This is a genomic window from Shewanella sp. 4t3-1-2LB (genome assembly GCF_017368415.1).
GTDB lineage: Bacteria > Pseudomonadota > Gammaproteobacteria > Enterobacterales > Shewanellaceae > Shewanella > Shewanella fodinae.
On record NZ_JAFNJD010000052.1, the window covers coordinates 15,345 to 32,968 of the forward strand.

18 protein-coding genes are annotated in these 17,624 nt (G+C 49.4%); 14 read left to right on the forward strand and 4 right to left on the reverse strand.

Annotated elements, in window-relative coordinates; translation table 11 throughout:
- Positions 1-11 precede the first annotated feature (11 nt).
- Positions 12-1,310 carry a cytochrome c gene (locus J3L11_RS16500; protein ID WP_189618592.1) on the reverse strand — a complete coding sequence of 433 codons (1,299 nt, stop codon included), beginning with the start codon at positions 1,308-1,310 and terminating at the stop codon, positions 12-14.
- 449 nt (positions 1,311-1,759) lie between these two features.
- Between J3L11_RS16500 and J3L11_RS16505 the strand changes: the two genes are divergently transcribed.
- Positions 1,760-2,968 (forward strand): MFS transporter, encoded by a 1,209-nt coding sequence (locus J3L11_RS16505; RefSeq protein WP_207571679.1) that lies wholly within the window; start codon positions 1,760-1,762, stop codon positions 2,966-2,968.
- Positions 2,969-3,132: 164 nt separating this feature from the next.
- Here the strand turns inward: J3L11_RS16505 and J3L11_RS16510 are convergent, their stop codons facing one another.
- Both J3L11_RS16510 and J3L11_RS16515 read right to left on the reverse strand, forming a co-directional pair.
- Positions 3,133-3,843 carry a response regulator transcription factor gene (locus J3L11_RS16510; RefSeq protein ID WP_207571680.1) on the reverse strand — a complete coding sequence of 237 codons (711 nt, stop codon included), beginning with the start codon at positions 3,841-3,843 and terminating at the stop codon, positions 3,133-3,135.
- On the reverse strand, positions 3,833-4,606 hold the full coding sequence (locus J3L11_RS16515) for an ATP-binding protein (RefSeq protein WP_207571681.1): 774 nt from the start codon (positions 4,604-4,606) through the stop codon (positions 3,833-3,835). The genes J3L11_RS16510 and J3L11_RS16515 overlap by 11 nt, the downstream gene beginning before the upstream one ends.
- 975 nt (positions 4,607-5,581) lie before the next feature.
- On the opposite strand from J3L11_RS16515, the gene J3L11_RS16520 reads away from it, so the two are divergent.
- The 13 genes from J3L11_RS16520 to J3L11_RS16580 all read left to right on the forward strand — a co-directional run bounded on the left by J3L11_RS16520 (position 5,582) and on the right by J3L11_RS16580 (position 17,500).
- Entirely contained in the window at positions 5,582-6,721 is a 1,140-nt protein-coding gene (locus tag J3L11_RS16520; RefSeq protein WP_242695301.1) for a methyl-accepting chemotaxis protein, read from the forward strand.
- Between the two features lie 30 nt (positions 6,722-6,751).
- The gene (locus J3L11_RS16525) at positions 6,752-7,120 is read left to right on the forward strand and encodes a response regulator (protein ID WP_189618597.1); all 369 of its coding nucleotides are present in this window, start codon (positions 6,752-6,754) and stop codon (positions 7,118-7,120) included.
- Between the two features lie 11 nt (positions 7,121-7,131).
- The gene (locus J3L11_RS16530) at positions 7,132-7,449 is read left to right on the forward strand and encodes an STAS domain-containing protein (RefSeq protein ID WP_207571683.1); all 318 of its coding nucleotides are present in this window, start codon (positions 7,132-7,134) and stop codon (positions 7,447-7,449) included.
- 26 nt (positions 7,450-7,475) lie between these two features.
- Positions 7,476-9,644 (forward strand): chemotaxis protein CheA, encoded by a 2,169-nt coding sequence (locus J3L11_RS16535; protein WP_207571684.1) that lies wholly within the window; start codon positions 7,476-7,478, stop codon positions 9,642-9,644.
- Between the two features lie 66 nt (positions 9,645-9,710).
- Complete coding sequence (locus tag J3L11_RS16540) at positions 9,711-11,657, forward strand: methyl-accepting chemotaxis protein (RefSeq protein ID WP_189618600.1); 1,947 nt, start codon at positions 9,711-9,713, stop codon at positions 11,655-11,657.
- Between the two features lie 8 nt (positions 11,658-11,665).
- Positions 11,666-12,199 (forward strand): chemotaxis protein CheW, encoded by a 534-nt coding sequence (locus J3L11_RS16545; RefSeq protein WP_207571685.1) that lies wholly within the window; start codon positions 11,666-11,668, stop codon positions 12,197-12,199.
- Positions 12,199-13,062 carry a CheR family methyltransferase gene (locus tag J3L11_RS16550; protein ID WP_189618602.1) on the forward strand — a complete coding sequence of 288 codons (864 nt, stop codon included), beginning with the start codon at positions 12,199-12,201 and terminating at the stop codon, positions 13,060-13,062. Before J3L11_RS16545 ends, J3L11_RS16550 begins: the two co-directional genes overlap by 1 nt.
- Positions 13,059-13,562 carry a chemotaxis protein CheD gene (locus tag J3L11_RS16555; protein WP_207571686.1) on the forward strand — a complete coding sequence of 168 codons (504 nt, stop codon included), beginning with the start codon at positions 13,059-13,061 and terminating at the stop codon, positions 13,560-13,562. The genes J3L11_RS16550 and J3L11_RS16555 overlap by 4 nt, the downstream gene beginning before the upstream one ends.
- Before the next feature lie 46 nt (positions 13,563-13,608).
- Complete coding sequence (locus J3L11_RS16560) at positions 13,609-14,676, forward strand: chemotaxis response regulator protein-glutamate methylesterase (RefSeq protein WP_189618604.1); 1,068 nt, start codon at positions 13,609-13,611, stop codon at positions 14,674-14,676.
- 334 nt (positions 14,677-15,010) lie between these two features.
- Positions 15,011-15,214 (forward strand): hypothetical protein, encoded by a 204-nt coding sequence (locus tag J3L11_RS16565; RefSeq protein WP_207571687.1) that lies wholly within the window; start codon positions 15,011-15,013, stop codon positions 15,212-15,214.
- A 362-nt stretch (positions 15,215-15,576) separates the two neighbouring features.
- On the forward strand, positions 15,577-15,834 hold the full coding sequence (locus J3L11_RS16570; protein WP_207571688.1) for a helix-turn-helix transcriptional regulator: 258 nt from the start codon (positions 15,577-15,579) through the stop codon (positions 15,832-15,834).
- 245 nt (positions 15,835-16,079) lie between these two features.
- Entirely contained in the window at positions 16,080-16,337 is a 258-nt protein-coding gene (locus J3L11_RS16575) for a helix-turn-helix domain-containing protein (RefSeq protein WP_207571689.1), read from the forward strand.
- Positions 16,337-17,500 (forward strand): type II toxin-antitoxin system HipA family toxin, encoded by a 1,164-nt coding sequence (locus J3L11_RS16580; RefSeq protein WP_207571690.1) that lies wholly within the window; start codon positions 16,337-16,339, stop codon positions 17,498-17,500. The genes J3L11_RS16575 and J3L11_RS16580 overlap by 1 nt, the downstream gene beginning before the upstream one ends.
- A 7-nt stretch (positions 17,501-17,507) precedes the next feature.
- Here the strand turns inward: J3L11_RS16580 and J3L11_RS16585 are convergent.
- Positions 17,508-17,624 (reverse strand): IS3 family transposase (locus tag J3L11_RS16585; RefSeq protein WP_207571122.1); only part of this gene is annotated, 117 nt, incomplete at its 5' end.

Below are 17,624 nucleotides of genomic sequence, written 5' to 3' on the forward strand. Positions count from 1 at the left end.
TCTCCCGTGAATTAATGCTCAAACCGGGGTTGATGACGGATCTCACCCACTTTTTGTTGTAGATTCGGCCAAGGTTGCTCACCTGCACTATGGCGCAGATATTCCGCAATAGCGGCGATTTCATCATCGCTTAGCGCATCGCGGAATGCCGGCATTACGACACCGGGGATCCCTTGGTCGCTTCTGACACCGTCAAGCATCACATTCACCAGATTGGTTGGATCGTTAAGATGGGTTGCACTGCCCAACGCCAGTAACGGCCGGCCTTTTCTCAGTTTGCTGCCGCTGAAATGACAAGATGCGCAAGCTGTTGCGTACAGGCGCGCACCTTGATTGATGCGGGCGTCCGGCATTGGATGCTGGGCCGCTATTGCGGCTTGTAATTTGGGACTGGTGGCAGGATCTTCATTGTTGTTACCCGCCAGATCGCCAAAGTAGACACTCAGCGCCTTGATATCGTCATCTGACAATGCCGCCAGACCATGATGTACCACGGGTGCCATCGGCCCAGCTGCACTGCCGTGGAAGAGTGAATTTCCGGTACGCAGATATTCGTAAAAATCCTGCTGGCGCCAAGGTAATGGTGACTTACTCGATGCGGTCAGTGATGGGGCAATCCAACCATCAATAGCGGCACCTTCATACATGTGACTGTATTTTTCGCCACCTAATGCATTACGCGGAGTATGGCAGGCACCGCAGTGGGCAATCCCTTCTGCCAAATAAGCGCCACGATTCCATTCATCAGATTTGTCTGACTGTTTCTCGAATGCTGAGGTATCTGCGAACAACATTTTCCAGCCAGCTTGCAAGAAGCGAATATTCAAGGGAAATGGAATACCGTTGGCTTGTTTCTGCTGCTTCACTGCAGGAACAGATGACATGATATAGGCATAGATTGCCTTGATATCGTCATCAGTCATCTTGTTGAAATGCTCAAACGGGAAGGCGGGCAACAGATGATGGCCATCACGGCTAACCCCGGTGCGCATGGCACGGATAAAGGCGGCTTCAGACCAATTACCAATACCAGTTTCCGGATCGGGGGTAATGTTGCTGGAGTAGATGGTACCGAAATCGGTATTCATCTGATAGTTACCGGCGTATTCCTGTCCTCCCGGCGCTGTGTGACAGGTACTACAATAACCCGCCGCCGCCAGCACTTTACCGTGAGCCACGGTTGCTGCCGGGAATTGATCCTTGGCGGGTGGCGTTACAGGTGCAATTTCCGGGTGCCAAGCGTAGATACCGAACAACACCAGTCCGGCAACCACCACACCACAAATGCTATAAATGATGCGCTTACGCATATCACATTGCCTCACAATTAGTGGATGATGAAAGGGCGGGGTGAAACACCTCAAAATCCCTTTTTAAATTAATACATTATATTTATTAACTTACTTATCCTTATCGCTACATTAAGATGTGCTTAATGTAGTGTTTTCTGCTATTCCTGTGATCTGGATAACAAATCGGTTCTAGTGTAATACAAAACCTTTTTTGCGGGTAAGTCTTTATGTTAACGCGACCGCAACTGGCGGAGATTTATCCGGCAATTGTAGTATTCGGCTTTATAGTTGACTGGATTACTTGGTTAAGGTCGACTAATATACGGCGCCTGAATAACGATGGCGTTGATGACTGTTAGCCGTTTGTTGCCACAGGTCTGCTGTCGCTAGGCAAAACGGCGAAAATCACAACTACTTAGTCTCTTTTGGTTTTACTTCTTTTTAAGGCCCGATGTATGGGAGCTTAGATGAACTCAGGCAGTACACACATTGCATCCAGAAAACAGTTAGCGCTGATCCTTTTAGCGCTGGCAATGGGGACCTTCACTCTGGGGCTGACAGAGTTTTCGGTGATGCCAATGTTGCCGCTGGTGGCTGATAGTTTTGCGGTATCCGCTGCACAATCTGGACACATCATCAGTGCTTACGCCGCTGGCGTAGTGGTAGGAGCGCCGTTGTTAATGATGCTGACGCCTAAACTGGATCGGCGCATAGCATTAATCCTGTTTGCCATGATGATTTTTGTCTTCAATGGCCTCAGTGCGGCCGCTGCTTCATTTGAGCAAATTGTGCTGTTTCGCTTCTTAAGCGGGATCCCTCACGGTGCGTATTTTGGTACTGCGCTACTGTTTGGTGCCAAGCTGGCCCCCGAAGGTCGTAGCACCTTGTATATGTCACGGGTATTTGCGGGCTTGACGGTCGCTACGATTGTAGGGGTTCCAATGGCAACTTTGTTGGCACAACATTGCAGTTGGCGCTGGTCGTTGCTGCTGGTGTCGTTATTGGCGCTGCTAACTTGCGTGTTGCTGTGGCGCGTTTTGCCTTCGCTCGATACCGATAGCCAAGGGCTGCGTAATGATTTAGCCGTACTGAAAAATCCGTTGATCTGGCCTATCGTCGGTATTGCGGTGATTGGATTTGGTGGAGTGTTCTGTCTCTATACCTATCTTGCCGATACCATGCTGGATGTTACTCAGGTGCCCGCTTTTAACATCTCCATTGCCATGATTATTTTTGGTATCGGTTCTACTGTGGGTAACTGGCTGTTTGGTCAGGTGAGGGATCGAGTCGTTGCTCGCGTCACCGGTATTGCGTTGATCTATTGTCTGGTGCTGGCGCTGATATATGTGCGAGCAGCCAGCAATTTATGGTTCCTATACGGTGTGGTATTTCTGCTCGGTGCCAGCCTTGGTTTAACCACGGTGATCCAGGCCATGCTAATGCGAGTGGCGAAGGGCGGGCATGCGGTTATCGGTGCTTTACTTCAATGTGCCTTTAACAGCGCCAATGCCATCGGCCCGTTAGCTGGCAGTCTGATGCTCGCCAATGGCTACGCCGCCAATACCACAGGGTATGTTGCTGCGGCATTGTTTGGCGGCGGTTTTGTGATGTGGTTTGTCAGTCGTATGCAGTTGCGGTATCGAGCGCAGTTACCCGCAGATCCTGGCGCCTGCTGATAGCGGTTAGGCCACAGAACGGGGCGGGTATGTATATACCTGAGCGCCGTTGTGTTGTCTGCCAAGAGGGGCAGCCCCTGGTAGCGGATGTCCACATTGCATTTTAGGTACACCGTTTCAGGCGCGAGTATGGCGCTTCAGTCGTTACTTGAGTCGACCAACATCTATTCCGTATAAACACTTACTTTCATACCGACGTATCTGTAGCCTACGCCATAACTCGATTCAATCATCTCGTCTGTGCTGAGTAATTTGAGTTTATTGCGTAATTTCTTGATATGACTATCAATAGTGCGTTCAGATACAATCCGTTGATCGCCGTACATCGTGGTCATAAGTTGTCCGCGTGAATAGATCCGCCTAGGATGTGTCGTGAGCAGATGGAACAGCGAAAATTCAATCCTAGTCAAGGTCACCGTGTGGTGTTGCAGACAGACCTCGTATCTTGTGGCGTCTAGGGTTAAACCGGCCGGGGTGGCATCGGCCTTGGTCGATAACCATTTTCTGTTACTGCGGCGCAATAGTGCCTGGGCCTTAGCGACGACTTCGCGTGGGCTAAAGGGTTTGCCAAGATAGTCATCGGCTTCCAACTGTTGTCCGAGCAGGCGCTCTGTTTCAGCACTCAGGGCGCTTAGAATAATGACTGGCACTGTAGACATGCGGCGGATTTCGCGACAGATCTCAATCCCTGATATATGGGGCAAGGCAATGTCTAACACCACCAGATCAAACGCATCACGAGTGAATACCGCCATGGCATCTTTGCCATCAGCGACATGAGTAAAGCGCATGCCGCTATGCAGAAAATAGTCGCGTAACAAGGCAGCGATTTGGTATTCGTCTTCTATTAAAAGAATATGGTAATTAGCCGCCATATAGACTCGTCAGCGGAAATTTAATCGCAACGGTTAGTCCACCAAAGCCGTTGTGCTGGAAGCTGATTTCCCCATTTGCTTGACTAACCAATGCCGTCACGTTTGCCAGGCCAGTGCCGCTTCCCTGAGTCATCTCATGGTCAGTGAGTTCTGCTCGATATCCCTGTTTGCCCAACAAATACAGTTCTTCGGCGGTGGGGGCTGGCGCAGAATCTTGCCAAAGTAGCAACACTTTTTGCTGTTGTTGGGTGAGTGACACATGCAGACATCCGGGATGGTAAGTGTATTTTACGGTATTGCTGCTGAGGTTATCGAGGATGCGTTTGAAGGCCCAAGGCTGAATATTGATGCTGATTTCAGGGCATACACTATGAGTGATGCTAAGTGAAGTTTGCTCGCTAAGCACACGCAGATGTGCCATAAGCAAGCAGGAGATCTCGGTAGCTGTGCTCTCGTTGGGCGCAACGTGCTCACACGGCATCATTGCCGTCAGCATACTTTTGAGTTGTTCAATTTCCGATAGCAAGGTGCGAGTGGTTTCTGGTGTCCAGGCGCGAACGCCATCTTCAATAGCTTCCAGTTCACCGTTGACCAAGGTCAGCGGTAGTTTTAAATCATGTATCAGCTTACGCATCTCTAGATACATATCTTTTGTAGCGGCAACGCCGCTCGTGGCCGCGAATTGCGACTGTGAATCCTCAGTTAGGTCAGCGAGTGAGTTCCCCGTTTGTCGCAAAAGCTGTTCTGTTATAGGTGGTCGCATTTAACTCATCACATAAGGGTTTCATGGCAATAGCGACAGCCGTGGTAGATTGCCATTGAGCGTCTCCGTTCATACCGACAATAGCGTGGTTTCTACTGGGCAATAATCGATAAATTTGTATATTTTTTATATGTATATGTTTTTTGATAGCAAATCACGTACCAGCTCAGGGCGTGATGTTGGCGCTAATATAACGGGGCTTTGCGCATGTGAAAGCGTCTGCAGTGTGCAAGGATTTGCCGCCTAACGGCAAAATGTTGCCACGTGGACCTTAGTGTAAGCTATAGCGAGTGTCAGAGACGGTAAGCATGCTGCTGACGGGCAAAGTGTGTGAAAGTTCGCGCTGAGAGGTTGTGTGAGTATATTTGAGCGGGGCAACAGCCGGAGACTACATTACGCAGGCTCCAGGGTGATATCGGGTATGTTCAAAGTCGTTAAAGCTTAAACTTCTGCACCATGGCACTTAACCGCTGTGCAAGTTGCGCGAGTTGTTGGCTTGAACTCCTAGTTTCTTTTGCACTTGCGGCTTTGGCTAATTCTGCAACGGCGGTCAGTCAGCGGCTTTACGTAACGTTGCTGAGGTGTTGCGAAAACCTGTCTCATTTCATCTTATTACTATCCTTAAAAAATCATACAACAACATACTGTACAAGCTGAGTGCTCTGGCTTTTTACCCCGGTACATCTGCCGTTGTTTACAGCCGTTTTGCCTTCGATGGTTGCTTTGCTATGACCTTACGACGGCGAGCAAATCGCTGCAATTAGCCGTGCTGCTTTGCATTTCTGGCTGGCGTCGACAATAATTAATTTATTTTGGTTTTTACATTTTAATTATCTGTTTTTTAAATAATTTTATTCATATTTCTAGTTTTGGCTGTGGTCACGTTGTGATCTCAGAATGTTGTGCAATACTCAATAGGCGCGCAGTTTTTTCTGATTTATTAACTTATTACGGCAGATCATGTTATTGAAAAGGATGACCTTAACAGCTTTATTGCCCGTGTTTGTGATGACGCTGATATTAGCCTTCAGCGATATGACAACGACGACCCTCATTCTGGTTTCCTTTGCTGGGGCTCTGACTGCCTTGATGGCAGTTTGGTGGGCGCAGCAAGGGCTGACCCAGCAGTTGGCTTTGGCTAAAACACATTTGGAACCGGATATTGCTGGTACGGCAGAGCCTACTAGTGAAGGCCGTTTACGGCAGTTGTTGCAAAAATCTGCCCCTATCTGGCTGGGACATATCGGTTATGCCGATACTCACTTAACTGATGCGGTAACGGGACTCTCAGGACTGTTTGATCAACTGGCAGACAGGTTGAATCACGCAGCATCTTTGACCGCTGTGCAAAAAGGCAGCGGTGGCCGTGAGGTGGTTGCGGTGATCAAACAAAGTGGTGCGGAATTGTCTGCCGCAGTGGAAGCTTTGCGCGATACCCAGCAGGGGCGTAAAGAGATGTTAGTGCAGATGCGTAATCTGGAAACCTACACTTCAGAACTGAGCAAGATGGCGGCAGATGTGGTTTCCATTGCTAACAAAACCAACTTACTGGCACTGAATGCCGCTATTGAAGCCGCTCGTGCAGGCGATTCTGGTCGCGGATTTTCTGTGGTGGCGGATGAAGTGCGCAGTTTGTCGATACGTTCGCAAGAGATAGCCACCAGCATGACAGGCAAAGTGCAGACGGTGAATAGTGCCATCGAAGCTGCGCTCACGGCGGCGCAGGATGCTGCCGAGCGAGAAGAGCGCCAGATAGCCAGTACCGAACGTTGTATTGATGAAGTGATTAATCAATTCACCGATATTGTCGGTCAGTTAGAACACCAATCTCAACAGTTACGTGACGATACCTCAGCGGTAGGGGATGCCATTGCGGGGGTCATTGTCGAGCTGCAATTTCAGGACCGGGTCAGTCAAGTGTTACAGAACATCCGTAGCAATCTAGAAGAGCTGTTGTCCATGATGGAAGATTTTAGTGAGTCCCAATTCGCCAGCCTTGATGTTAACCAATGGTTGGAGCAGATGAAGCAGCGCTACACCATGATTGAACAACACCACATTCATGGCGGGGGGCCACAGCGACAACAGCAGTCCAGTGATATCACGTTTTTCTAATTAGAACTTCAAATAGCAAAGGGACGCGTTATGGGAAAGACAGTTTTAATCGTCGATGACTCCGCTTCTATCCGACAAGTAGTCAGCATGACCCTCAATGGTGCTGGTTATGACACGATTCAAGCCTGTGACGGTAAAGATGCGCTCAGCAAACTTAATGGTAACCGCATTCATCTTGTTATCAGCGATGTCAACATGCCCAATATGGATGGCATCACTTTGCTGAAGGAACTCAAGGCTCGCCCTGATACCCGTTTTACACCAGTCATTATGCTCACTACTGAATCTGAAAGCGCCAAGAAAGAGGAAGGGCGGGCCGCCGGTGCCAAGGCGTGGGTGGTCAAGCCGTTTGTGCCACAGCAACTGCTGGCGGCGGTTGGTAAATTGATCATGCCCTGAGGTTATTTATTATGCTGCAACATATAACTGAGGCAGGTATCGAATCTGTTAGTCCTCAAGGCGAAATGACCATTTACCACATTGCTGAGTTAGCCCAGGCATTCTTGCCGTTGCTGGCGACCGATGCATTACTGGTTGTTGATCTGAAAGAGGTTACTGACATTGACAGCAGCGGTGCCCAGTTGCTGATGCTGGCGCGACGGGAAAGGTTGCAGGCAGGGAAAAAACTGACGCTGGTCAATCATAGCGATGCAGTGATATCGCTGTTCAGTCTACTGGGGTTGCTAGATTGGTTTGACGACTCCGTGTTGCTGGCAGGTGATGCGTAAGTCTAACTTGCAAGGAGCTAAACTCGATGAACATGGATGCCGCGCTGCAAACGTTTTTTTCAGAAAGCCGAGAGTTGCTGGAGCAGATGGAGTCGTTGCTGCTGCAGTTGGAAACGCTGGATGAGGCGTCACGTCAGGAGAGTCTGCATGGCATTTTTCGTGCTGCACACACTATCAAGGGCTCTGCTGGCATGTTTGGCTTGGACGATGTGGTCAGTTTTACCCATGCGGTGGAAAGCGTGCTGGATCGCCTGCGCAACCGCCAATTATCGATTTCTGATGCGTTAGTTTCGTTGTTGTTGCAGTGCCGGGACCATATTGCGCAACTGGTGGACAGTGCTGAAGCCGGTAACCACGACAGTACCATCGTGAAAGCCGGACAGCCGCTACTGGCCGCACTGCAATCCTATTTAGTTGCAGGTGCCGCCGCTGAGACGCAAGCACCTGCCTTGCCAGTATCCGAGCCGCCACCTTTTGAACGGCTAGACAGCGACGATGTTGCCAGCAGTGAGTGTTGGCATATCTCCATCCGTTTTGGCCATAATTGCTTCCGGGATGGCATGGATCCCCTCTCTTTCATCACGTATCTCAAGCATCTTGGCGATGTAATCAGCATTATCCCCCTGGCAGAATTTTTACCTACCGTCTCAGAGTTTGACAGTGAAAGCTGTTATCTGGCTTTTGGCATTCAACTGGCGTCGTCGGCATCGAAACAAGAAATTGAAGATGTATTTGAATTCGTTAGGGAAGATAGCATTCTGCACATTATTCCTCCTCGTAGTCGATTACAGGAGTTTGTCGATCTAATAGAGGCAATGCCACAAGTGGATCAGTTGCTTGGACAGATGTTAGTGACATCCGGGGCGCTGACGGAAAACGAACTGCAGCGAGCGTTGCAATTGCAACAGCAACGCAGCAGTAGTCATCAGCCATTGGGAGAGATCATCTCCAGCACTAATGCGGGTATCCAGCCGGTCTTGCAAGCGGCACTCGACAAGCAGGGCAAAGTGCGCGATACCCTCGTGAAAGAGCAGAAGAGCCTGCGCGTTGATGCCGAGAAGCTCGACAAGCTGATTAATCTGGTTGGGGAACTGGTAACTGCGGGAGCGGGGACTTCGCTGCTGGCCGATAACTTGGGGGACTCCGCACTAAATGAATCAGTATCGGTGCTGAATTCATTGCTAGAAGCGGTGCGTGATGCCGCATTAGAGCTACGGATGATCCCCATCGGTGCGACTTTCAGCCGCTTTCAGCGGGTGGTCAGGGATATTGCCCACGAACTAGATAAAGAGATTGAACTGGTCATCAACGGTGCAGAAACTGAGCTGGACAAATCGGTTATTGAGAAAATTGGTGATCCATTAACCCACTTGGTGCGCAATGCCATCGATCATGGAATCGAATCCCCCGCCGTTCGTGCTGCCGCGGGCAAAGCGGAAAAAGGCACCATCATCCTTAATGCCTACCATGATTCCGGCAATATCGTGATTGAAGTCAGTGATGACGGCAAAGGGTTGGATCCAGAACTAATAAGGGCCAAAGCGATTGAAAAACAGCTGGTGGATGAAAGTACCGTGTTATCTAGGGAGGAGATCCTCAATCTGATTTTAGAGCCAGGTTTTTCTACCGCCGAGAAAGTCTCCAATCTGTCTGGTCGCGGCGTGGGGATGGATGTGGTTAAACGCAATATTGCTGAACTGCGAGGCCGCGTGGAAATTATCAGCCAGGTAGGCCAGGGCAGCACTATGCGCATCATTCTGCCGCTGACACTGGCGATTATTGATGGCTTTGTGATTGGGGTCGCGGATGAGCAGTTTGTCGTGCCGCTGGATGCGGTTTTGGAATGTCTTGAACTCAAACAGCAGCCGGATAATCCCTTTGATGCTCCTTATTTTAACTTGCGAGGGCAGGTGTTGCCGTTGATCTACCTGCGTCATTGCTTGGGAGTAGAAGGCCGTTATCCGGCGCGACAAAACGTGGTGGTGGTGCAATCTGGCGGTGTCAGCGCTGGTCTAGTAGTGGATTGTCTGTTAGGGGAATTTCAGACCGTCATTAAGCCGCTTGGCAAACTGTTTTCTAAAGTAGGCTGCATCAGTGGTTCAACCATCTTGGGCAATGGTTCGGTGGCGTTGATTCTGGATATTCATGGCCTTATCAACACCATGACTGAATCAGAGCCACAGTTATTACAGTAGTTCGATGGCGGCAGCCAGCAGTAGCCGTTTACAGAAGTGCACACGACAAGGAAAGGGTAGATAGCTATGTTCAGGAATATGAAGCTTGGCCTTAAGTTAGGAATGGGGTTTGGCATAGTGCTCTTACTGCTATGTCTAGCGGCGATCATCTCCTTCCGTGGGTTGTTCACCGCCAGTAGTGGTTTTGACGATTATCGCTCCTATGCCCGCAATACGGTGGAAGCGGGAAATATCCAAAGCAGCATGCTGGCGCTGCGGCTGGAAGTACTCAGCTACTACATGACTTCTGATGATGCGGCACTCAAACGTAAAAATGAGCGTTGGCAGACGCTTATGGATTTATTGCCCCAAGCCAAGTCGATGGTGGTGGAACCCTCCCAATTGAAAATCTATGAACAGTTGGAGAAGCAACTCAGTAACTATGATGCCGCGTTCGGTCAGGTGACCGAGTTAATGGCGCGCCGTGATGCCTTGATGAGCAGTCAGTTGGACCTCTTGGGCCCAGAAATGGAAGGTGCTATGGCGGAACTGCTTAAAGTCGCAAAACAGAATGATAAAACTGATGATGCCTATGTCATATCGGTGGCGTTACGTCACCTGTTACTGATGCGCTTATATGTTTTGAAATTCCTTGATAATAACCAAGATAGTTATATTCAGCGGGCCGACAGTGAATACCTCACGTTGAAGGACCAACTGGCAACGCTGGACAAGCAGGTCAAAGACAGCAATGAGCGAACCCTGGTGAATCAAATCAAAGTTTCTAGCGAACATTACACCAGTGTTTTTAAAGAGCTGACAGGCGTGATTAAAAAACGAAATCAGTTAATGGATGGCGAATTGAGCGTTATTGGCCGCAATGTGGCCAAACTGTTGGAAGATCTGATGGGTGACATCAAGTCTCAGCAGGAGGCACTTGGTCCTAAAGTGCAGGCGTCCAATGAGCAGGCCAAAGTGATGATGCTCAGTGTCTGTGTTATCGCCATTGTTATTGGTTTGCTGGTGGGCTTCTGGATTACCCGTTCAGTACTGTTGCAAATTGGCGGAGAACCGGATTACGCCGCGTCCTTGGTGAAGGAGATCTCGGACGGGGATTTAACCGTTAAATTCAATCTCCGACAGAATGACAACACCAGTCTGGTGGCAAATATCCAGAATATGGTTCGTAAGTTGTCACAGATTGTGGGCGAGGTTAACAGTGCCAGCGATGCGTTAGCCTCTGCGTCGGAAGAGGTATCGGCAACCTCACAATCACTAAGTCAGGGGGCCAGTGAGCAGGCTGCCAGTGTGGAGGAAACGACTTCCTCTGTTGAGCAGATGTCAGCCTCTATTGAGCAAAATACCGAGAATGCCAAGGTCACCGATACCATGGCTGCCAAAGCGGCAAGGGAAGCTAAACAGGGCGGCGAGGCGGTCACTAAAACAGTGGCAGCGATGAAGTCCATCGCTGAAAAAATCAGCATCATTGATGATATTGCCTACCAGACTAATCTGCTGGCGTTAAACGCTGCGATTGAAGCGGCCAGAGCAGGTGAGCATGGTAAGGGCTTTGCCGTGGTGGCGGCCGAAGTGCGCAAACTGGCGGAGCGCAGTCAGGTAGCTTCTCAGGAAATTGGCGAAGTGGCCAAAAACAGCGTTGGATTGGCCGAAGAGGCCGGTAATCTGCTACGGGAAATGGTGCCATCCATTGAAAAAACCTCAGATCTGGTGCAGGAGATCAGTGCTGCGTCTCGGGAACAGTCTACCGGCGCCACCCAGATCAATCAGGCGATGGAACAGCTGAACAGTATTACCCAACAGAGCGCTTCAGCGTCTGAGGAATTGGCGTCTACAGCTGAGGAAATGAGTAGTCAGGCCCAGCAACTGCAGCAGTTGATGACGTTCTTCAGAACCGGTAACGGCGCGGCGAATCGCGGCGGCCCCAAACGCACCGCCGCCAAAACGGTACCGTTGCAAACCAGCCATAAAAATGCGCCATCTGAAGATGATGACAATGAATTTGTACGTTTTTAGGAGTCCTTATGGCAGAGGCTAAACAATCGTTGGCAGTGCGTGAAGGCGATGCCAACGCTCAGGAGGAGTCCCAGTATCTGACGTTTCTATTACATGGTGAGCTATATGCGTTTGGCATTCTCCATGTGAAGGAAATTCTGGAATATGGACGCGTGACCAAAGTACCGCGCATGCCCGATTTTATTGAAGGGGTGATCAATCTGCGGGGAGAAGTGATCCCGGTGGTGAACCTCGCCAGTCGTTTTGGCATGGCAGCTTCGCAGATTAGTCGTCGCACTTGCATTGTGATTGTAGAGGTGGATCAAGAAACAGACTCTCAAGTGATTGGTGTGCTGGTGGACAGCGTCTCGGAAGTGTTAGAAATAGCTCAAGACAGTTTGCGCGGGGCTCCTAGTTTTGGCGCCAGCATTCGTACAGATTTTATCCGTGCGATGGGTAAGTTGGGCGAAGCCTTTGTCATTATTCTGGATGAAAACAAAGTGTTATCGGTAGAAGAAATGACCTTAGTTGGACAGGTACGAGACGCGGCTATGGAGAATTAATGGGTGTGAAACGTAATATGGCGGAATCCCTTTGGCCTGAATCATTTCAGCAGATCCCTCTGCATGAAGCAGAGTTTCAGCTGATCTGTCAGTGGCTGTATCAAGCAGCAGGGATTCGGCTTGCTCCTAATAAAAAGGCGCTGGTGGCTAGTCGTCTCAATGGCCGACTGCGGGAGCTGGAGTTTACCAGCTTTCGTCGCTATTACGAATTGATCAGCAGTAATCAGGATGCTCAGGCGCCATCGGAGCGACAACGTGCCATCGACTTATTAACCACCAATGAAACGTTTTTTTTTCGGGAAGACAGCCATTTCAGCTTTATCCGGGAAAGCGTATTGCCGCTATTTCGTGGACAACATCTCAAATGCTGGAGTGCCGCCAGTTCTACCGGCGAGGAGGCCTACACTTTAGCCATGGTGCTGGCTAGCCATCATCAGGGGAGTTGGCAGATTATCGGCACTGATATTAATGCTGAAGTTATTGAAAAGGCGAAAAAAGGCGTCTACCCGATGCAGCGGGCAGAGAATATTCCCAAACCTTATTTGCACCAGTATTGCCTCAAAGGAACGGGTGAAAAGTCGTTACAGTTCAAAGTGAGCCGGGAGCTACGCAGCCAGGTAGAGTTTCGTCATGCTAACTTGCAGCAACTGCCAGAGCGGCTTGGTAGTTTTGACCTAGTACTGCTGCGTAATGTGATGATCTATTTTGATCAATTTTCAAAGCAGCGGGTGGTGTCCAACATTATCCAACATATGAATGTGGGTGGCTTTTTGCTGATAGGTCATGCAGAGAGCCTGACAGGCGTCACAGATCAGGTCAGCCTGTTGCAGCCCTCGGTGTATCGACTTGGGCGGAAATCATGACGGTTGCCTTACCGCCGTGCCGGACGCGTAGATTACTGCTTAATCCTGGCGAATTGCTGTTTAGCCATGAACCCGTGCAGATGCAGACCCTGTTAGGCTCCTGTGTGGCGATAACTTTATGGCATCCACGACGTAAACTGGGCGGAATGTGTCACTATCTGCTGCCTGATAGGCAAAGCTTTCATCGAGCTGAGCGGCATCCCCATGGATATTTTGGCAGCGATGTATTCCATTTTTTTCTGGAACATATTACCAAAGCGCGGTTGTTACCTAGTGAGTTTGAAGCCAAGATTTTTGGGGGCGGCAACGTGGTGATGTTACCTGAGCAGCACAAATCTAACCTTAACGTTGCTGAAGCCAATATTCGCTTCGGCAGGGAACAATTGCGTGAGGCAGGATTTAAGGTGAAAGCTGAGGATGTGGGGGGGCGTCGCTACCGACAGGTGGTTTTTGAGATGGATTGTGGCAGTGTCTGGGTTAAGTATGGTCACTGTGGCTGAGTGCCGTTGCGCTTAAGGATGAGAGGTGTTGCATACGGGAAACAACATGAATTCACTGGTGGGCAAAGGGATCAATGTGTTGATAGTGGATGACTCGGCGGTGGTACGCCAAGTCATGAGTGATCTACTGCTGGCAGACAGCATGATTGCCGACGTAGCCGTGGCCGCTGATCCTATTTTTGCGATGCGGCGCATGGAGAAGAGCTGGCCTGACGTGGTTCTGCTGGATGTGGAAATGCCGCGTATGGATGGTCTGACATTTCTGAAGCAGATCATGGAAAAGCGACCAACGCCGGTGATTATCTGTTCCAGTTTGGTGGAAAAAGGGGCCGATGTAACGGTTCGGGCGATGTCTGCCGGTGCTTTTGGTTTTATTACTAAACCCAAAGCTGGCCTGAAAGATTTCTTACTCGATAGTGCCAATGATGTGGTCAGCGTAGTGAAAGCGGCTGCCAGTGCCAAGCTGGCTAATATTGTCCGTAAGCCGCAGCCCTCAGCCGTTAAACCACCACCGATTACTCGGGGCGCTGCTACCCGCTTGCCACTGCGCAAAGTGGTAGCGATTGGCACTTCCACTGGCGGAACACAGGCACTGGAGCGGATCCTGACCGCCTTGAGTGAGCAGCCGCCAGGCATCGTGATTGTTCAGCATATGCCTGAAAAATTTACTGAAATGTTTGCACAGCGGCTCAACAGTTTGTGTCGAATAGAGGTGAAGGAAGCCGCCGATCAGGATGTGGTCTTGCCCGGACGGGCATTGATTGCGCCAGGTGGGCGTCACATGCAGCTGGTGGCACGGGGTAACGGGTACGTGGTAACGGTCAACGATGGGCCATTAGTTAATCGGCATAAACCTTCAGTAGATGTGTTGTTTCGCTCAGTTGCCAAAGCGGCCGGGGCGGATGCGGCCGGGTTCATTCTGACCGGAATGGGCGATGATGGTGCCAGAGGTTTGAAGGAGATGCGGCAGGCGGGAGCGGTCACGTTTGCCCAAGACGAACAGAGTTGTGTGGTATTTGGTATGCCCAAAGAAGCCATTGAAATGGGTGCTGCTGAGCAGCAGGTGTCACTGGACGATGTTGCCCCCACCATTGAAAACCTGTGGCGTCACTAGCGATTAACGCTAGCAAAATGCTCTCACCACTGAATTTCCCCTTGCGTACTTGGTATTAGTCAATACTCATAAACTGCTGATATCTAAAGTTATCCTCAGCGTTTTATGAGTAACAGCAACTTGAACGTTGCTAACAAGATGTTGCTGGTGAGTCGCATAACGTTTTAGCCATTTGAGTCACAGTGCCTCGTGCCTGTTCATGTTACCCGTGGTTGTCAGTGGTCAAACTTGGGGACTAAGGTCACCGCAATGTGGCCCAGGCCAGATACAGAAAGACAATGCTCTAAATTTTTGATACACCATAACGCTTATGGATGAATAACATGGATAGTGAATGGCGAGGCAATTAGTCGAGGAACGGCTGGCATTTATCGAAATGTTGGCACTATGGCAAGGCGCAGTGCGCAACTGCGAGGTCGTCAAACAATTTACCATATCCCGCCAGCAGGTTTATAAGGATATTAGCCAATATCAGACACGCTTTCCTGACGTAGTCGTCCCCACGCCCGTGGGGGTGTTTCCGTTTGCCGAGTCGTGAAGTGAAGATGATCGCCGTCGTCCCCACGCCCGTGGGGGGTGTTTCTATATCGATAGTAAAATAGACGTTCACTGCCACACAGGCAGCTTAGAAAGTGATGACCTGAGCAAGTACCCGCCGCTGACAGTCACGTAGTTGAGCATCTGCTTGGGCACACCGTTAGTGGCGTCGCAGGCATCTACAATCGCAGTCAATATAGGAATGAAAAACGTGCAGCGTTGAATATGTGGTTACGGACAATTTCACCTGAAAGCTGGAATGGTTATCGTGATTTTGGTTAATGGCAGATTTTACACCAATAGCTTTACCAATATTTCATCCAAACAATGTTAGCCATATAGCTAATAATTGGTGGCATTGATATGGCAAGCAGACAGACGATAGGTAAGACGGTAAGCCAATATCGCAAAGTGCTCGGTTTAACGCAGAAGCACCTTTCAGAGATCACAGGTATTCATAAAGTTACTATGTCAGAAATTGAGAATGGTCGTTTTACTGGCTCATTCGACATCCTTGAGCGCTTGCTTGATGCGGTTGGCTTGAAGTTTGACATGACGCCTAAACGTCACGAATTACCGGATTGGGACGAGATTGATAGCCTATTTGCAGAGGATGACTAAAGGCTCTTGATGCTAGCTTGCCAAGTAAAATCACTCGCATACGCTGGATGTGCGGCCCAATAGCAGCGTTCGACATGCTGGTGACACGTAGATCGGTTATTAACTGTGATAGCGTGTAAATAGCCCTTTACCTGTTATAGGCGTTAAAAATTGACTTACCGCCTATAGCGTGTAATCTTTATCTTAACGGTTATAGCGTGTCACCAGAAGCAACTTAATGGGAACTGTTTGATAAGGATAGGTCGATGAAAATTACCACGACTCAACAATTGAGCGCCTACCTAAAAGATGTACGGCTCAGTGACAAAAAATCACAGGCAGATGTCGCTAACAAAGTTGGGATTCGGCAAGACACGGTATCTAGCTTTGAGCGGTCGCCTGAGTCCACCAAGTTGGAGACATTTTTCAAGTTACTGTCAGCCTTAGAGCTTGAGTTGTCCATCCAGCCTCGCAACTCTTCAACGGGGCAAGATAACGCATCTGCGTGGAAGGAAGAATGGTAATGCCTTCACTTGATGTTTATATGAATGGTTATTTGGTTGGCGTGTTATCTAAGCTCACCAATGGCGCCCATCATTTTAAATATGATACACAATGGCTCGCTACCGCAGGCGCTCGCCCGATCTCTATGGCAATGCCTTTACGCCGCCAAGAATATCAAGGCGATGAAGTTTATAACTTTTTTGACAACCTTCTACCGGATAACTCTGAGATAAGGCAACGCATCGTTGCTCGCTATCAAGCCAACTCAAACCAGCCATTTGATCTGTTGACCGCTATTGGTATGGATTGCATTGGGGCGATTCAGTTAATGCCGCATGGTGTGCAACCAGATACCCGTCAGCCAATGCAGTATAAGCCTCTTACCGATACTAGCTTACAGGCAGTGCTGACAGGTTATCAGCAGCAAGCTCCGCTAGGCATGATTGAGTCAGAAGATGATTTCCGTATTTCGATTGCTGGTGCGCAGGAGAAAACCGCTTTACTTAAATGGCTGGGCCAATGGTGTTTACCAGTGGGGGGGACGCCCACCAGCCATATTATTAAACTGCCAATCGGTAAAATTGAAACGCATTCATACAGCATCGATCTCTCAGACAGCGTAGAAAATGAGTTTCTCTGTACACAGCTTGCTGCTGCGTTTGGCCTAGATGTGCCTGAGTGCTCAATCCTTAAAACCGGTAATATTAAAGCGCTTGCAGTTGAACGTTTTGATAGGCGTCTTGCTTCGGATGGACAGCAGCTTTTGAGGCTGCCTCAAGAGGATTTTTGTCAGGTGCTTAACGTACCTTCGGCCAAAAAGTATGAAACCCATGGTGGCCCCGGCATTAAACAAATCATGGATTTTCTGCGAGGCTCTATGACCGCCGAGCAAGATCGGTACAACTTTATGAAGGCGCAAGTCTTATTCTGGTTGCTCGCGGCAACTGATGGCCATGCTAAAAACTTCTCCATTTTCATCAGGCCAGAAGGCCGTTATCAGCTAACGCCATTTTATGACATCTTGTCTATGTATCCGGCATTTGGTGGTCGAGGGCTGGATCCTAGCGATGCCAAACTTGCCATGGGACTAACCACATCTAAAGGTAAGAAGTACAAGGTAGAGCAGATCTTCCCGCGTCATTTCTACAGTACGGCTAAGGCTGTCGGTTTCCCTCAAGAGTGAATCGCCACTACTTCACTAGACGACTTTTAGCCTCATTAAAATACTGACGTTCATACTCTAACGGTGATAGTCCATCATTGGAACTATGCTGTCGTTTCGGGTTGTAAAACATCTCAATATAATT

What these genes read in the sequence shown, in the direction of transcription:
- J3L11_RS16500 (WP_189618592.1), bottom strand. Translation starts at nt 1,310, where the DNA reads ATGCGTAAGCGCATCATTTATAGCATTTGTGGTGTGGTGGTTGCCGGA.
- J3L11_RS16505 (WP_207571679.1), top strand. Translation starts at nt 1,760, where the DNA reads ATGAACTCAGGCAGTACACACATTGCATCCAGAAAACAGTTAGCGCTG.
- J3L11_RS16510 (WP_207571680.1), bottom strand. Translation starts at nt 3,843, where the DNA reads ATGGCGGCTAATTACCATATTCTTTTAATAGAAGACGAATACCAAATC.
- J3L11_RS16515 (WP_207571681.1), bottom strand. Translation starts at nt 4,606, where the DNA reads ATGCGACCACCTATAACAGAACAGCTTTTGCGACAAACGGGGAACTCA.
- J3L11_RS16520 (WP_242695301.1), top strand. Translation starts at nt 5,582, where the DNA reads ATGACCTTAACAGCTTTATTGCCCGTGTTTGTGATGACGCTGATATTA.
- J3L11_RS16525 (WP_189618597.1), top strand. Translation starts at nt 6,752, where the DNA reads ATGGGAAAGACAGTTTTAATCGTCGATGACTCCGCTTCTATCCGACAA.
- J3L11_RS16530 (WP_207571683.1), top strand. Translation starts at nt 7,132, where the DNA reads ATGCTGCAACATATAACTGAGGCAGGTATCGAATCTGTTAGTCCTCAA.
- J3L11_RS16535 (WP_207571684.1), top strand. Translation starts at nt 7,476, where the DNA reads ATGAACATGGATGCCGCGCTGCAAACGTTTTTTTCAGAAAGCCGAGAG.
- J3L11_RS16540 (WP_189618600.1), top strand. Translation starts at nt 9,711, where the DNA reads ATGTTCAGGAATATGAAGCTTGGCCTTAAGTTAGGAATGGGGTTTGGC.
- J3L11_RS16545 (WP_207571685.1), top strand. Translation starts at nt 11,666, where the DNA reads ATGGCAGAGGCTAAACAATCGTTGGCAGTGCGTGAAGGCGATGCCAAC.
- J3L11_RS16550 (WP_189618602.1), top strand. Translation starts at nt 12,199, where the DNA reads ATGGGTGTGAAACGTAATATGGCGGAATCCCTTTGGCCTGAATCATTT.
- J3L11_RS16555 (WP_207571686.1), top strand. Translation starts at nt 13,059, where the DNA reads ATGACGGTTGCCTTACCGCCGTGCCGGACGCGTAGATTACTGCTTAAT.
- J3L11_RS16560 (WP_189618604.1), top strand. Translation starts at nt 13,609, where the DNA reads ATGAATTCACTGGTGGGCAAAGGGATCAATGTGTTGATAGTGGATGAC.
- J3L11_RS16565 (WP_207571687.1), top strand. Translation starts at nt 15,011, where the DNA reads ATGGCGAGGCAATTAGTCGAGGAACGGCTGGCATTTATCGAAATGTTG.
- J3L11_RS16570 (WP_207571688.1), top strand. Translation starts at nt 15,577, where the DNA reads ATGGCAAGCAGACAGACGATAGGTAAGACGGTAAGCCAATATCGCAAA.
- J3L11_RS16575 (WP_207571689.1), top strand. Translation starts at nt 16,080, where the DNA reads ATGAAAATTACCACGACTCAACAATTGAGCGCCTACCTAAAAGATGTA.
- J3L11_RS16580 (WP_207571690.1), top strand. Translation starts at nt 16,337, where the DNA reads ATGCCTTCACTTGATGTTTATATGAATGGTTATTTGGTTGGCGTGTTA.